The following is a 15,444-nucleotide window of genomic DNA, read 5'->3' on the forward strand; positions in this document are numbered from 1 at the left end:
TCATACCTCCATATCGTGATTTTTTGTTTTAGCCGCCGCCTTTTTCGGGGTGGTCTTTGCCTTGTCCGCTTTAAGCTGCGCCCGGATAGAGGGGCGGGGCTTCCTTATCTCCCTGTCCCGGTTCTCCCCCTTGTCAATCAGCGCATACGTCCCATGTCTGCCCTCGATTTTGGAAAAGGAAAGTGTCTTGTAGGGCAGCATGGAGAAAAGGCGGTCAGTGTCCTTTGTAGCCGCAAGCCGCATGAACGCCGGGGAAAGCTCTGCCATGAAATGGGTCTTGTTCGGGCTGTTTGGCGTGTCGTGCCGCTTCATTTCCCGCACAATGCGCCGCGCTTCCGTTTCAATCAGCCCGTCCCGCAAGGTTGCGATATGCGCCTTGAAATCCCCCGGCGAAAGCTGCTCCCGGCTGCGCCGTTCTTCCTGTAAAAGAGCTTGCAACGCATCCGGGTCGTTGGGTAGGGCTTCAAAGCGTTCAAACTTCCCAAGCTGCGGGTCTGGGGTTCCGTCAAAATATCTCCCGGCTTCCTGTACCCTTTCCCCATGCTCATAAATCAGCTTCACCGTATCGGCGGGCAGCTCCTTTTCCTTGACACGCTCATAATGTTTAGCGTAGTCCAGTTCGTACAGATTGCCCTTGATTTTCCCGCGCTCCTTGCCCGTCAGCTCGATTGCATAGGCAAGTACGCGGTCGCTTGTCTGCTCCATGTAGAAACGCCATGTGTTGTGGGGTGCGGTATCTTTGAGGAAAACGTCGCGCTCCCGGAAACAGTGCGTCCCGGACGGGCGGCAGAACCACAAAAGGGTTTTGTCCTCTTTTTTGGGGCTTGCCGCCGCCTTTGCGATAATCTCTTTGTCAATGTCTAAGTCGCTCTGGTAAAAGCCTGTGTTCTGCTTCATAATCGCTTCAAGGGAAGCAAACAAATCCACGTTTTCAAATTTGCTCTGTTCCGGCATGGGTCAGCTCCTTTCCAAGTCCTGTGACTTCTGCTTTGCGTTTTTCTTCTGCGCCTTTTCCTTGTCGGCTCTAAGCTGCGCCCGGATAGAGGGCTTCTTTTCCGGCTTCGCTCCCTTGCCGCGCTCCTTGTCGGCTTTGACAGCATTAGCTAGGTCAACAAGGGAAATCTGCTCGCCCGCCTTTACCTTTGCTTCCAGTTCGTCAACGGTGGGGGTGTTGTTGATGATACCGTCAATCATGTTCCCGTTCTGCTCTGTGGTCTGCTCGGCGGTTTTCAAGGGATTGTCCCGCTGCGCATGTTCTGCGGCAACGGCAAACGCCCGCGTCCCATTCCCCATAATCAGATACTTTCCGTCGTCCGACTGGTGGTGAAAGCCATATCCGGCGGCTTCTATCTGCTCCCGGCTCATGGCGGTCACATGGAAAGTCCCCCTCGGTGTTTTGACAGTTTCGCCCGTTTCCAAGTCGTCCGGGGTAAGCTGCTTCTGCTCCTGTAAAAATTCCGGCACTTCCCGGAAACCTACACTGTCAACGAAATGCGCCGCGTCCTGTCCGTCCTGATGAAGCACTACCACGTCCGAAACGGAAAGGCTGTGTCCCTTAAAATCTTTGGGGTGGTCGATATTGAAACGGGCGTAAATATCTTCAAGGGAAGTTTCCGGCGCAAGGGGCGCGGAATAGACAAGCTCGTAATTCGCCCTGTCAACCACATTTCCCGCCGCCTGCAGGCGGTCGTATGGCTCAAAGCGCAAGTCCCTTGTTTCGTCCCTGCCCTTTATCTGGTAAATGGAAAAGGTGTCTTTGTCCTGTCCGGCGGTCTGCGCCGTTTCCTGTGCCTTTGCGTAAAGCTGCTTTACGTCGCCCTCGGTCAGCCCGCCGCTTTTGAGCTGCCCCATAAGCTCGCGGCATTTCTCCGGCGTTCCCGTATAAAGCACGTCGCCCATTTTCGCCCGCCCGTTCTCCTGTGTCACATAGGCTTGCAAGAGGTGGCTGTTTTCCCGGCTGTCGCCGTAAGGGTTCCGGCGCACCTTGTAAATCGTTTCCGGGGTAAAGGCTTCTTTCGGGGCTGCGCCCGCCTTTTCCTGTGCGCCGGATTTTCCCGGTGCGGCTTCTTCCGGCTCCGGCTTCTCCGGCGGGGCTGCCTGTTCTTCTCTGGTGGGTTGCTCCTGTCCGGCGGTCTGCTCCTTGTCCTGTGCCTTTTGCAGCTCCGCTAAATTCCCATCTATGGAATTGATAATCTCGGCGGCTGCGCTGCGTATCGTTTCAAGGGAGCTTTTCAGCTCGGAAAGCTCCCGACCGCTGCTCCACCCGGCGACGTAGCCGAAAGAGTAGTCCGACGTGTCAAGCCCGTAATGTTGGCAGACGGTATAGGCGACGCTTTCCGCTTCGACTTCGCGGGTGCGGCGGTCAACGCGGGGCTGCTCGTCCTTTGGCGCGTTGAGGTCAATGTCGTGCAGCTTCGCATGGGCGATTTCGTGAATGGCGGTCTTTAAGGTCTGCAATTCGCTCATGCCCTCGTTGATAGCAATGCGCTTGTCCTCCAAGTGGTAGTAGCCATGAGAGCCGCCCCCGATATTCTCAAAGGCAATAGGAACGGGGGAAGTCTTTTCAAGGGCTGCGAAAAAGTCCTTGTAGCGGTCAACGTCGCCCGTCAGCTCGTCAACGGCAATATCCGGCAGCTCCTTTCCCTCGGTCTGGGAAACGTCAAAGACTGATACCACCTTGTAGGCGGGTATGGTGATTTCCTTTTCCTCGGTGACGGGCTTTCCGTCCTTGCCGATTATGGGCTTCTGTGTGTGCGGGTCAATTTTCTGCATTTCCTGTTTGATTTTATAGGGCGACGGGGCAATGATTTTAATTCCCTTTTCCCCTCTCATCACATTTCGCTCAAAGTTGTTCTTCCAAGCGGAAAAGCCCGCCAAAAGGGAAGCGTCCGGCTTCTGCATGGCGATAAGGACGGTGTTTCGGAAGCTGTAATTATGGAATTTTGACATGACTTTCAGATATTCCTTGTAACGCTCGCTGTCAAAGAGTTCCGCAATGCCCTGTTCCAGACGGTCGGTAATCTCTTTGAGTTTTTCGGCGGGCTTCCCGGCAGTCAGCACGATAGGGATAACCGGGCGCGGCTCCTGTGGCTGCTTTGCGGCGGTTCTGGCGGTCTGCTCTGTGGCGGCTGCGTCCATAAAGGTCTTGTCCTGTCCGCCGCGTTCCGGCTGCGGGAAGCTCATAACGCGGTATTCTTTGGGTATCTCGTTTTCCGTTCCCCGATACCATTCGGTAAAGGTGTTCTGATTATTATAGATATACCCCTGTTCGGTAAACTGCCCCTTATCCTTGCTAACTGCGTCCCTCCCATATTCTTCATACTTGAAATATTTCTTTGCTTCTTCGGGAAGCTCCAGCTCGTCCAGTTCGTCGATAAGATAATAGCCGTAATCTTCTTCGCTGCGGACAGTGGGATAAAGCCAGTAGCAGTCAAGGTTTTGTGCAAGGTTGATAAGGTCTTTCATGCTTCCGGCATACTCGCCATGTGCAACCGCCGCCGTAAATTTATCCTTGTCCCCGTCACTCTGCATTTCCAGAAGTTTACCAAAATAATTCAGCTCGTCCATGCTTGCGCTTTGGATAACGGAAAGCGGCAAGTCAAAGGGGCAGTCCTCCGTAGAAGAATATCCGTTGATGAAAAAATCCTGTGGATTGTCTGCGGTAATGCCGACGCTTTCCATAGCCGCGTGAAGCTGCTGCGTTGTGGTCGGCATGGGAAGCCACACGCCGCCCGGTTCGCCTGTTTCAAAGCGGCTGCGGCTGTCGATAAGAATTGAAAACTGCTCGTTTATGGTTTCACGCTCCTTTCTCTGTTCGGTGTCCTGTGGCGGCTCTGCTGTGGCGGGGGCTGCTTTTTCAGCGGTAGGCTGCGCCCGTTCCTCGCCCTCGATAGCATAGCCCGGTAAAAGCTGCCCGTTTACTTTGAAATGGTCTGCATACTCTGGCGGGATAGGCGGCGATACCTCGGTGAATAAATGCTGATAGGCTTTGATACGCCCATTCAGATATTTTTCCATAGCTGCCTTGTCTGCAAAGACTTTCCTTTCCTGCCCGGCGATTTTTGCCTGTCCGTAATTGTGGGGGCTGTTGGTGTAAATACTCCATGAAAGCGTCCACGAATAGGGAATGGATTTCTCTTTTTCCCTGTCATACCGGGTATTCTCGGATATGTGGTAGCGCATTTGGTAGACGCGGTTGCTGATGTGCTTCCCATAGTCCGTAGCTTCCCACTGGTTCGCGGTATGCGTGGCTTCGGGTGTCCTCACATACTCAATGGCTTTGTCAATGGCAAGCGTCTTTCCCGCCTGTTCGTCCCAGGCCGCCGCCTGTTCCTGCAAGGCTTCAAAAGCTGCCTGTTCAGCCGCCGCGTATTCTTCCCGTAATGCCTGTAACTGTTCTGAGGGCAGGGCGGTAAGCCCGGAAAGGTCGGCGGTCTGTTCCTCAAAATAAATATTTCGCTCTATCCGCATACTGTCAGCCGGGTCTAACTTGTCACGCTCAAACATGGAGTAGCCTTTTTTCTTTTCCATTCATTCGCTCCTTTCTGAAATGGCGGCGCACCGCCGCGCTTTTTGGGTACGCTCCCTATTACGGCGGGGCGGTGCGTTTTGCCAAAAATTTTTTTGATTTTTTTAGAGGGTTTGGGAAACTTCCCAACAAGCAAAATCCCCGTCCGGCGCGTCAGCGGCAGGACAGGGATTTACGGAAGTGGGTACCCGCTTCCTATGCTTGCTATTCAAGTTTTTAGTTCTTCTGTACTTCGATACGGTAGTTGACGTATTTCCCGCCAGTGTCAGCCAGAACGATAGTTCCGTCATAGGTCTTGCCTGTTTTCGGGGAATAGAGCTTCTTCACATTCACTTTGCCGGATTTAAGGAGCGCGGCGGCAATCTTCGCGGAAAAAGCGGTCTTGCGTTCCTCGAAAAAGCGGTCATTCTTCCACATGACAAAGGCACATTCTTTGTTGCTGCAATAATAGTTTTTCTTCCCCTCATGGACGGGGGAACCGCAACGGGGGCATTTGCCGACAGAGGGCTTTTCCTCCCGGAACAAATCCTTTTTCCCGTCCAGTGCTGCGGCGTGTGTCTGCACAAGCTCCCGCGCCATAGCTTCAATGCCGGACAGAAATTCGCCGGGGTCTGCGGCTCCCTTTGCTATCTGCGTCAGATTGTTTTCCCATTCTGCGGTAAGCTGCGGGGAAGTGAGCATATCCGGCAAGACTGATATAAGGGCGGCTCCGTTCTGCGTGGGGATAAGCTGCTTCCCCTTGCGCTCTGCAAAGCCGCCCTTTACCAGTTTTTCAATGACGGCGGCGCGGGTGGCGGGAGTGCCAAGCCCCCGGCGTTCCGCGTCCGGGTCGGTGTCCCCGTTCCCGGCTCGCTCCATAGCAGAGAGAAGCGACGCTTCGCTGTGGGGCTTCGGCGGCGTTGTGGTATGCTCCGTTACTTTTGCGGCGGGGTTAGGAAAGTTCTGTCCCTCGGAAAGCTCCGGCAGCGTCACGCCCTCATTTTCCCCGTCCTCTGCTTCGGGCTTATCTTTCAGCGTCGCCCGGTATCTGCGTTCAAGCTCTTTCCAACCCTCCGCAAGTACGGTCTTTCCCCTTGCGGTGAAGTCTGTCCCGGCGCATGAGAAAACCGCCGTAACCGCTTCATAAATATGCGGCTCGGCGGTGGCAAAAAGCAGACGCGCCCCCGCAAGGGTAAGGATATTCTTCTCGCTTTCCGGCAGCGCGTCCGGGTCAGCCTTTGCAAGCTCCATAGTGGGAATGATTGCGTGGTGGTCTGATACTTTCTTGCTGTCTAATACCTTTGCAATCTCCGGCGTGAAGTCCGCGCCCGCCATAAAGGGGAGCTTTTCGCAAAGCAGCGCGATAATGTCCGCTGCGGTGCCGCCCATGTCGTCAGTAAGAAAGCTGCTGTCCGTCCTCGGATAAGTAAGGAGCCGCTTTTCATAAAGGGATTGTGCAAGGTCAAGGGTCTGCTTTGCGGTGTAACCGAAAATGCGGTTCGTTTCCCGCTGCAAAGAGGTAAGGTCAAAGAGCTTTGGCGGGGCTGCGGTTTTCTTCTCTCTGGTAAGGGAAACGCATACCGCCTTTCCCGCTTCGCAAGCCCCTTTCAGCGCGTCGGCTTCTGCCTTGTCCGAAATCCTTTCGCTTGCCGCGTCCGCGCCGGATAAATCAAGGCGAACATGATAATATTTTTCTTTCTGGAAATGGGAGATAGCCGCGTCCCGGTCGGTGAGCATTTTTAAGGTCGGGGTCTGGACGCGCCCCACGTTCAAGGTCTTTCCATACAGGCAGGAGAAAAGCCGGGTGGCGTTAATGCCGATAAGCCAGTCAGCCTTTGCGCGGCAGAGGGCGGACGCAAAGAGCGCGCCATAGTCCCGCCCGTCTTTGAGGGAAGCAAAGCCCGCCTTAATCGCCCCGTCCTCCATTGAAGAAATCCACAAGCGGCGCATGGGCTTCTTGCAGCCCGCCACTTCGTAGACAAAGCGGAAAATCAATTCACCCTCGCGCCCCGCGTCACACGCATTTACCACTTCGGAAACGTCGGCGCGGTGCATAAGCTCTTTAATGGTTTTGAATTGCTTCCCCTTGTCCGGGTCAACGGCGTACTGCCATTCCTCCGGCAGAATGGGTAAGCTGTCAAAACTCCATTTTTTATATTGCTCCCCGTAGGCGGCAGCTTCCGCAAGCTGTACCAAATGCCCGACGCACCATGAAATGAGGTAGCCGCCGCCCTCGATATACCCGTCCTGTTTCCCCTTAATGCCAAGCGCGGCGGCGATAGTCTGCGCCATGCTCGGCTTTTCTGCAATCACAAGTCTAAATGCCATGAAAAAATCCTCCTTTCAGCGTTCCGGCGCGGTGTGCTTCTTCTCCTGTGCCTGTTTCAGACAATAGCCGATACAGGGGGATTGCGCCTTATAAGGGCAACGCATACACGCCGGGGATTTTGGAACGGGCGGCGCACTGTCACGCCGCCCGGTGGGTCTTTGTACCATCATTTTTTCTAAAGGGTTTTCGGTGAAAAGCGTCATGCTTCCTCGTCCTCCTGTTCTTCATCAGAAAGCCCGTCCCCCTCGTCCTCGTCGTAATCGTCAAAATCGAAATCTTCAAGGTCGGTGTCGCCCTTGACGTTCTGCTTTGGCTTCATAAACTTAAAATAATAGAACGCGCCCCCGCCGCCAAGAAGTGCCACGACAAGGAAAAGCACAAGCCCGCCTGTATTGCCTTTCTCTTTGGGCTGCTCTGTTGGTTTCTCGGTTTCCGGCTCCGCTTCCTTGCCGCTGCAAGCGGTCATGTTGTCCTTGCAGACAGGGCAGCTCACATTTACCTTTCCGGCTTCGCATTTATCGGTGCAACTGCAAACGGCGGGCGGGGCTGCTTCGGTGCTTCCGTCCTCCATAAGTGCTAAGAGGTCGGCTTCGTCCACTTGATTAAGGAAATGTACGGTGTCCTCGCCCTCGTCGTCCCGGTCAATGAGGATATAAAAGTAATTGCCGTTTTTGGTCGTTACGGTGATAAGCTGCTTGTTGCCGCCGAAATCGTCTACAAGGGTCGCGTTCCCGTCCGGGGTAAGGGGTTCTTCCTTTTGGGGTTCCTCGTAGACAACGCCGCTGTCGTTGGTGTCGTCCTCTCCCTCCGGGGTCTGTGCAAAAGCGGTGACGGAAAAGCCGCCCATAAGTACAAGGGCGGCGCAAAGTGCGGTCAAGGTTCTAAGGATTTTCTTATTCATTCTCGGTGTCCTCCATTTCTTCGGTGTCATGGTCTGCGGGTTCTGCGGGGTAGCCCGGCGCGGCTTCCATACCCGGAATACCGCCCCCGGAAAGCATAGCGGAAAGCTCATGCGGGGAAAGGCGCATGGAGCGCACAAGCTGTACGATTTGCAGGTTTTCCGCTTCGGTTTTCTGCGCTTCAAGCCCCCTTAATCTGTTCTGGTACTCGGTGATTTTCTCGCGGGTCTTTGCAATCTCCTTGTCGATACGTTCAATTTTGTTCATAGCCATAAATCAATTTCTCCTTTCAGATTTTCATTTTTTTGTTGTCAGTTCCAATTCATTAAGCCGTAGCCCTTGATACAGCCATAATTGGCGGGATAGCTCTTTATCTTGCAGGCGTCGCCGGAATTGCCCTCGACGGTATAGACGCGCTCCCCGTCCGTTCCGATAACAAGCCCCACATGGTCTGCGCTCCCGTCCCCGTCCCAGTCGAAAAAGATAGCGTCGCCGGGGGCGATATTCTCATAGCCCCTCGCGCCCCATTGCCCGCGTGACTGGAACCAGGGTACGCCCTGTGACTGGCACCCGGCAAAGCGCGGCTCGCTCTTTCCGGCTTGATTGTAGCACCATGAAACGAAACAGGCGCACCATTCCACGCGGCTGTTAAATCCGTACCAGCTCCAAAAGGGTCGCCCGCCCACGTTGCCGACTTGCCGCTTCGCAAGGTCTACAACGGCGGTGTTGCCGGGGCGTGTGCCGTTTACAAGCTGTACGCCGCTTAAATCCTCGGACGCGCCCATATCGGGGGAGCCGCCGCCGAAAATCAGCGGTTTGTTTCCGCTTGTTTCCAGATAGACGCGGTACATTTCAAGCTGCTGTGGCGTTAGAAGTTCCTCCGCAATCTCGGAAATGGGCTTGTTCGTCAGCTTCACGTTGAGGATATGGTACTCGTAGGGTACTTCCTCGGTGGTCGTTTCCCCTGTTTCCGGGTCTGTGCTTGTTTCTGTGCGGTAGCGGATTTCCGTTTCTTCTGTCAGCGTCAAAGTGTACTGCATGGCAAAGACGCGATTTAGCTCTGCCTGTGCGCTCTGCGGGGTGTAGGTCTGCAAAAGGGCGGTGAGGTAGGACGCTAACTCATGGGGGTTATGCCCGATACTGTCAAGGTCATAGCGGTATTCGTCATAGCCGGGGTGGGTGCTTTCGATATTGTCAATCTGCTGCTGAAGCTCGTTTTCCTTTGCGGCGTAATTGTTCTCCGTCGCCACAAGGTCGCTGTCCTCCGACGTGTAGGAAGTCCCAAGTATGCCGTTCATCAAGCCGGAGAACATGGAACCGCAAGAGGAAAGCCCCGCCGATACCATGATGAATAAGAGCAGCGCGGCAACGGCGATACATACGCCCGCCGGGTGCCGCCCTACAAAAGCGATTGCCTTTTTTGTTTCCTCGGCGGTCTTTTTTGCCGCCTTGCGGGTGTTCTCTGCGGCTTTCTGCGCCGTTTTTGCGCCGCCTTTCCTTGCCGACTTTGCATACTGCCGCTTGATTTGCTGCTTCTGCATGAAGCGGGAAAGGGGATTGCCCGCAATCTGCGGATTGTCATGCAGGGCTTTATGGTACTGGAAATCCACATTCGCCTTGAACGCCGCTTTCTCTGCCTTTGCCGCCGCCCGGTAGGGTTTGAGCTTGTGGCTGTGGTAGCCCTCCTTGACTTTCCGCGCCCCGTACTTTGCGCCGCGCTCTGCCAGTTCTTCGGATTTGTGCGCCCCCTCAACGCCGGAATTGTCCTTTTCAACGGAATGTATCTTGTTGTGGACGAAAATACCCGCTTCCTGTGCGGGGCGGGATAGCGGGTTATTGTGGGGCTTATTCTTTCCTATGGGCTTTTCCTGTTCCTCAAAATGTAGGCGGGTCTTGCCTTTCCCGGTGGCTTCATCAAAGGTGCGCTCCCGTACAAGTTTCTTTTCTTTGGGGATAGCCGCCTTTGCCGCGTCCAGACGGTCGGCTGCTTTGTCCGATTTTCGGATATACCTTTCAAGCTCCGGCGTTGCCCGTTCCTCGTCGGTAAACTGCAAGCGGGAAGATTTTTCTTTTGCTGTGGCTTCTGCCTGTGCTTTCCTCGCCGCCTTTTTGCTCGCCTTTCTGGTACGCGCCCCGTCGATACGTTCCAAGACGCGCTCGGCTGCTGCGGTGTCCTGTTCCCGTTCTGCCCCCGGCGCATGGGGAAGCGGCGGCGTGTCGGTTAAGGGCGGGGAAGTTGCGCCGCCCGGTAGGGGCTGCGCTGCCTGTTCCGGCTGCGGTGGGGCTTCGGTCTTTGCAAAGTCCGCGTCCCTTATCCGCTTGCTGATACGTTTCTTTTTCCCGGTAGCGGCGTTTACCTCGACAGCCCCCTCGCGGGTCATTTTCTGCGTGACTTTTTCACGCGCCTTATATTGTTTTATGTGTCTGTCCCTCCAATCCGCGCCCTTGCAAGGGCGCAATACTCGGCGTTTATCTCAATGCCTATATAATGCCTGTCAAGCTGCTTTGCGGCTGCCCCCGTCGTGCCGCTGCCGAAAAAGGGGTCAAGCACAACGCCGCCTTTCGGACAGCCCGCCTTGATACAGGTTTCGGCAAGTTTTGGCGGGAACGCGGCGAAATGCCCGCCCTTGTAGGGAACGGTATTGATAAGCCACACGTCCCGCCTGTTCCGCATGGTCGGCATGAGGGCTTCGTCGTAGTAGCTGCCGCTTCGCGCCCGGTTAAGCCCCTGTACGTTCCCCTGTCCGGGTACTTCGTCCGCATATTTCTGTCCCGCGCTGCGCCCGGTGCGGTACCGCGCCGCCGTTGTGGGGGCTAACGGCTCGGCTATGGCGGCTGCGTCATAAAAATACTTCTTTGACTTCGTAAGCAGAAAGATATGTTCATAGCAGCGGGTAGGGCGGTCTTTCACGCTCTCCGGCATGGGGTTTTCTTTCTGCCAGATAATGTCGCTCCTTAAATACCACCCGTCAGCGCGTAGGGCAAAAGCTAAAAGCCAGGGAATACCGATTAAGTCCTTTTGTTTGCAGCCGGAAACGCGGTTGTTTCTTGCAATCTGCTGTCCGTTTCTCCCTTTCGGGTTCTTCGGGTCTGCATGGTAGCCTTTATTTCCTGTGCCGCAGTAGGTGTCCGCGATATTCAGCCAGAGCGTACCGTCAGAACGCAGTACCCGGCGCAGTTCGCGGAAAACCTCGGTCAGCCTGTCAATGTACTGCTCCGGCGTGTCCTCCCGCCCAATCTGCATATCAAGCCCGTAATCCCTAAGCGCATAGTAGGGCGGGCTTGTGACGCAACAGTGTACGCTTTCCTCTGGAAGCTCCCGCAAGGCATAGAGCGCGTCCCGGTTGATAATGGTGTCTGTCCTTAATTTTGTCATGCTTCGCCCACTTCCTCCGGCTTCGTCGTCATTACCCGGTAAAGCTCGGTGTCTTTCGGGAAGCGGTCTACAAAGGGCAGCACCACGTTCCCGTAGAAGATAAGCCCCTCGCCCGCTTCGGTGTGGGTGACATACTTCATCTGCTGCGGGGAGATGTTGAGCTGCTTTGCAAGGATAGCCCGGTCGCCCGCCGCCTGATTGAGCATGAGGACAAAATCAGAGTTTTCAAAGATATTCTCCACTTCGCGGGAAGCAAGCAAATCCTTGACGTTCTGCGTAATGGCTGTGGGTATGCCGCCCCATTTTCTGAAACGCTTCCAGATTTCAACGGAATAGGCGGCGGTCTGTTCCTCTTTCAAGAGAAGATGAAATTCGTCCATAAAATACCGGGTGGATTTCCTTTCTGCCCGGTTGACGGTGACGCGGTTCCATACCTGGTCCTGCACAATGAGCATACCTAACTTTTTGAGCTGCTTCCCAAGCTGCTTGATGTCAAAGCAGACAAGGCGGTTAGAAAGTTCCACGTTGGTACGGTGGTTAAAGACGTTCAAGCTGCCGGAAACGTAAAGCTCCAATGCCGCCGCGATACGCGCCGCTTCCGGCTCCGGCTGCTTCAAAAGCTCGTCGTAGAGGTCGCCCAAGATAGGCATTTTCTCCGGGTCGGGGTCTGCAAGGAAAGGGCGGTACACGTTCCTAACGGCGCGGTCAATGACGGTCTTATCGACGGGCTGCAAGCCCTCCTTGCCGCCGATTACAAGCTCGCAGAGGGAGAGGATAAAGTCGGATTTCAGCGCAAGGGGGCTGTCGTCCTCGGAATAGTTGAGGTTAATATCCATAGGGTTCACATACTGGGGCTTCCCGTCAATGCCCTTGCCCGTAGGCGATAACCGTATCACTTGCCCGTCAAGCCGCTGCACAAGGGAAAAATACTCTGCTTCCGGGTCGCAGATAATTATGTCGTCGTCGGTAATGAGGAAAGCGTTTGTCATTTCCCGTTTGGCGGCAAAGGATTTCCCGCTTCCCGGCGTACCCAAGATTAAGCCGTTGGGGTTCTTTAGCTGCTTGCGGTCGCAGAGTATCATGTTGTTAGACAGGGCGTTTAAGCCGTAGTACAAAGCCGCGCCCGTCTGGAAAAGCTCCTGTGTGATAAAGGGGATAAAGATAGCGGTGCTTGACGTGGTAAGCCCTCTTTGAATGGGGATAAGGTTCTCCCCAAGCGGTACAGAGGACATAAGCCCCGCTTCCTGTTGGTAGTCAAGGCGGGTCAAGGCGCAGTTGTTCTTCTGTGCAATGCCCGCCGCCGCGAATACGTCATTTTCCAGTTTCCGCTTCGTGTCCGCCATGTTCACCACAAGGAACGTCAAGAGGAACATTCTTTCATTCCGGCTCTGCAAGTCCTGTAAGAGGTTCTTCGCTTCGCTGCCGAACGTGGCAAGGTCGGACGGGATTATATCCATGTCGTAGCCGCTGCGTACCGCTTTTTTCTGTTCCTCGATTTTCATTTTGTCAAGGTCGGTGATTTTCCGCTTGATTGTCTTTATGGCTTCGGTCTGGTCGATACTGTGGATATGCAGATTGACGATAACGCCCGTTTCCAAGTCCAGAATATCCGATAAGATACGGTCGTTTAATTCCGGCGCAAGGATTTCAAGGAATGAAACCGCGCCGATTTTGCGCCCCATGCGGAAATAACGCCCCTCGCCAAAACGGAAAGAGGATGGGGCGATAAAGTCCTTTGTGGAAAGCCCGGACGGGGCAAGCCATGAAAAATCAAAGGCAAACTGCCCGCCCTCCGGGTGGAAAATGCCATGCAGCATTTTAAGGCGTTCATAGCCTGTCATGGGGCGGGCAGACACGCCCAAGAGCTTAAAGTTGTTGAGTACGTCCGTTTCGATACGGGCAAGGCGGGATTTCGCCGCGCCCAGACTGTCGGCTTCAATGGCAAAGGTGATATATTTTGCTTTGACAAGCCCGTTGTTTCCCTTTGCAAGCTGGTTTTTCAGCATATTCCGGTATTCTGTGCGGATAGAGTTGAAAGCGTCCTCCTGTGCCGGGATATTGACCGCCTTTTCCGCTTCGCCCCGCTGCGTCCCCTGATTGATGAAAGAGAGCTGCACCGAAACGGAAGCGTCAAAGTAGTTGAGGAAGTCGCACCAGTTCTCAAAAATGGCGGTCTTGTCGTCTGCCTGTGCAAGCTGATAGTTAATATCTTCAAAGGCGACGGTCTTTGAGTATTTCCGTCCCGTAACCTTGCAGATACCGTCCGGGTACATCTGGATATAGGGGATTGTCTGCTGTGCGGTGTGGGCTTTCCCGTCGCCCTTTGCCTGTCTGATGATTTCCGCAATCTGCTTTTTCTCGGCGCGGGTGAGCTTGCGGGGCGGGTTAGGCTTTGCGCTTCCCGCCGCGCTGTTTCTTCGTGTTTCCTTTTGCAATCGCTGATACCTCCTTTTCAAGTTTTCTCTGCCGTTCTAAGACGGAATAAAAGTTGTCTGTCCTGTATGGTCGTTCTTTGGGGGCTATGAATTTCGTCCGTATGATGTTCTTCACCACCACTTCAAGGGGCTGTCCATGCTTTTCATACATGGCGAACAGGAAACAGGGCAGCATGACGGCAATCATAGCCATAGACGCAAGGCTTGTGCCTGTGCTGTCTTTGAGCAGAAAGAAAAGCGGAAGCCCTAACAGGAGAGCTACCGCAAAACATACAATCTGCCGTTTGGTAAGGTTGAAAGCTACTTTTGTCTTGACTTTGGATAAGTCTTTGGGTACGGGTACATACGCCAAGTGGAAACCTCCTTTCTCTGGGTTTTTTGCTGCTGTAAGTTCCCATAGGGGTAATCAAGGCAAAGGTCAATTTCTGCCCTTTGCCCGTCCCTATTCTATGGGGTTTTCCCGCGTCAAGGTCGGGTAGTATTTTCGCCGCTTTGCTCTGAAAATCTCCACCCTACCCTTGACACGCCGCTAATGCGCGGAGAAAATCGACTTCGCCAGTGCGCCGGATTTGAACAGGGAGAAACAGAGGATAACGGTATAGGCTGCAAGGGAAAAAATCGCGCTGTGCAGGTTGTCCGCTATTATCATGTTGTTCACCAAAACCGCGTAAATGCCGACGCATATCATTATGAGGAAGCCTTGAAAGCCAAGCGCGAACAGGGATTTTAGGTAGTTGTTCCCTATCTGTCCCCATTCCCGATTAGTCATTGTTGCGAACGGGATAGGCGATACCGAACAGTAAAGGTAAATCTCTATCATGCGCCCGTAGAGGATAACGGTTATCAGTACGGACATGATTTTCATGCACAAGCTCACAAGGCTTGTTTCCATGACAAGTAAGAGCAGTTCGGGGATTTCCATAGCGTCAAGCCCGCTCTGCATGGAAGCAAGGGCGGCGGCAACATCAATCTCTGTGCTGCCGCCAATTACCCCCGCCGCGCCGGAAACAACGTGCTGCGCCATATCGAACACCGCCATAGTGATGTCAAAGGTGTGCGTCACAAGGTAGACTGCCACAAACGCCTTGAACACCCACTTGAAGAACATGGAAGTGTCAACGTCGTGCATATTGTTCTTTTCCGTTACCATGCTGATAAGCTCATAGCATAGGACGTAGGTAATGACAAGCCCCGCAATGGGTACGATTACATTCTCACTAAGCGTCTGTATCATGGAGAATATATTTGCGTTCCACCCTTGCGGGGTCTGCCCTACCTCTGCGGCGATAGTGCCGACTTTCTCGTTTACGTCCCCGAACATAGTTGACAGATTACCGTTTATGGCTCCTATGAGGATTTCCTTTATCCATTCGTTAATCGCGTCAAGTATGCTCTGCATAAGCCTTTACCCACGCTTCTTAACCGAACAGCCCGGAAAGCAGCGGTACAAGGGTCATGCCGATAAGGGCAACGCCGCCGCCCGCCATAAGCTGCTTCATGCCCTGGCTTTTCGCGCCCGGATTGTCGTTGCCGTAGCCCTCCATGAGGTTAATCACGCCCCAGATACCAAGCCCGGCTCCAAGTGCTACAACAAGGGTCTGCAAAACGTCTACTGCGCTATTGAAAAATGCCATAAATATATCCTTTCTGCCGCGTCTGCGGCTGTCCGGCAAGCGGACAAAAGGCGGTCAGCATATGCCGCCGCATAAAAAAACCGCCCTCTGGTAAAGGCGGCTGTCCCCGCGCTGCGTAAGTTCTGCGGCGCGGCGGTATTCAGTTGTAAGGGGTGCGGCTCCTGCCGCTGTGTACTGCGCCGGAAAGTGGGGGCGCGTATCATGTAGCCGGTATGGATAGATGTGATTGCTTCAATCGCTCCTTTCTGTGTCCCGCTGTGCTGC

The 15,444-nt window shown here is 54.2% G+C and carries 12 protein-coding genes; all 12 read right to left on the reverse strand.

The window, feature by feature from the left end; translation table 11 throughout:
* Positions 1-954, reverse strand: a complete 954-nt coding sequence (locus tag U8T64_RS00475; protein WP_322179883.1) for a hypothetical protein — start codon at positions 952-954, stop codon at positions 1-3.
* A 3-nt stretch (positions 955-957) separates the two neighbouring features.
* Positions 958-4,530 carry a YodL domain-containing protein gene (locus tag U8T64_RS00480; RefSeq protein WP_322179885.1) on the reverse strand — a complete coding sequence of 1,191 codons (3,573 nt, stop codon included), beginning with the start codon at positions 4,528-4,530 and terminating at the stop codon, positions 958-960.
* Between the two features lie 214 nt (positions 4,531-4,744).
* Complete coding sequence (locus U8T64_RS00485; RefSeq protein ID WP_008978034.1) at positions 4,745-6,835, reverse strand: DNA topoisomerase 3; 2,091 nt, start codon at positions 6,833-6,835, stop codon at positions 4,745-4,747.
* A gap of 15 nt (positions 6,836-6,850) precedes the next feature.
* Positions 6,851-7,039 (reverse strand): hypothetical protein, encoded by a 189-nt coding sequence (locus U8T64_RS00490; RefSeq protein ID WP_002569177.1) that lies wholly within the window; start codon positions 7,037-7,039, stop codon positions 6,851-6,853.
* The gene (locus U8T64_RS00495) at positions 7,036-7,737 is read right to left on the reverse strand and encodes a DUF4366 domain-containing protein (protein ID WP_002585094.1); all 702 of its coding nucleotides are present in this window, start codon (positions 7,735-7,737) and stop codon (positions 7,036-7,038) included. Before U8T64_RS00495 ends, U8T64_RS00490 begins: the two co-directional genes overlap by 4 nt.
* Positions 7,730-8,008 (reverse strand): DUF4315 family protein, encoded by a 279-nt coding sequence (locus tag U8T64_RS00500; protein ID WP_002569175.1) that lies wholly within the window; start codon positions 8,006-8,008, stop codon positions 7,730-7,732. The genes U8T64_RS00495 and U8T64_RS00500 overlap by 8 nt, the downstream gene beginning before the upstream one ends.
* A gap of 38 nt (positions 8,009-8,046) precedes the next feature.
* The gene (locus U8T64_RS00505) at positions 8,047-10,116 is read right to left on the reverse strand and encodes a C40 family peptidase (protein WP_322179889.1); all 2,070 of its coding nucleotides are present in this window, start codon (positions 10,114-10,116) and stop codon (positions 8,047-8,049) included.
* A 35-nt stretch (positions 10,117-10,151) separates the two neighbouring features.
* Complete coding sequence (locus U8T64_RS00510) at positions 10,152-11,111, reverse strand: DNA-methyltransferase (protein WP_008978036.1); 960 nt, start codon at positions 11,109-11,111, stop codon at positions 10,152-10,154.
* Positions 11,108-13,546 carry a VirB4-like conjugal transfer ATPase, CD1110 family gene (locus U8T64_RS00515; RefSeq protein WP_067539662.1) on the reverse strand — a complete coding sequence of 813 codons (2,439 nt, stop codon included), beginning with the start codon at positions 13,544-13,546 and terminating at the stop codon, positions 11,108-11,110. Before U8T64_RS00515 ends, U8T64_RS00510 begins: the two co-directional genes overlap by 4 nt.
* Positions 13,497-13,898, reverse strand: a complete 402-nt coding sequence (locus U8T64_RS00520) for a PrgI family protein (protein ID WP_067539664.1) — start codon at positions 13,896-13,898, stop codon at positions 13,497-13,499. Before U8T64_RS00520 ends, U8T64_RS00515 begins: the two co-directional genes overlap by 50 nt.
* A gap of 177 nt (positions 13,899-14,075) precedes the next feature.
* Positions 14,076-14,945 carry a VirB6/TrbL-like conjugal transfer protein, CD1112 family gene (locus U8T64_RS00525; RefSeq protein WP_016289915.1) on the reverse strand — a complete coding sequence of 290 codons (870 nt, stop codon included), beginning with the start codon at positions 14,943-14,945 and terminating at the stop codon, positions 14,076-14,078.
* A 19-nt stretch (positions 14,946-14,964) separates the two neighbouring features.
* Positions 14,965-15,180, reverse strand: a complete 216-nt coding sequence (locus U8T64_RS00530) for a Maff2 family mobile element protein (RefSeq protein ID WP_002569168.1) — start codon at positions 15,178-15,180, stop codon at positions 14,965-14,967.
* Positions 15,181-15,444: the final 264 nt, after the last annotated feature.

It is taken from the genome of Neglectibacter caecimuris (genome assembly GCF_034335015.1).
Lineage (GTDB): Bacteria > Bacillota > Clostridia > Oscillospirales > Acutalibacteraceae > Acutalibacter > Acutalibacter caecimuris_A.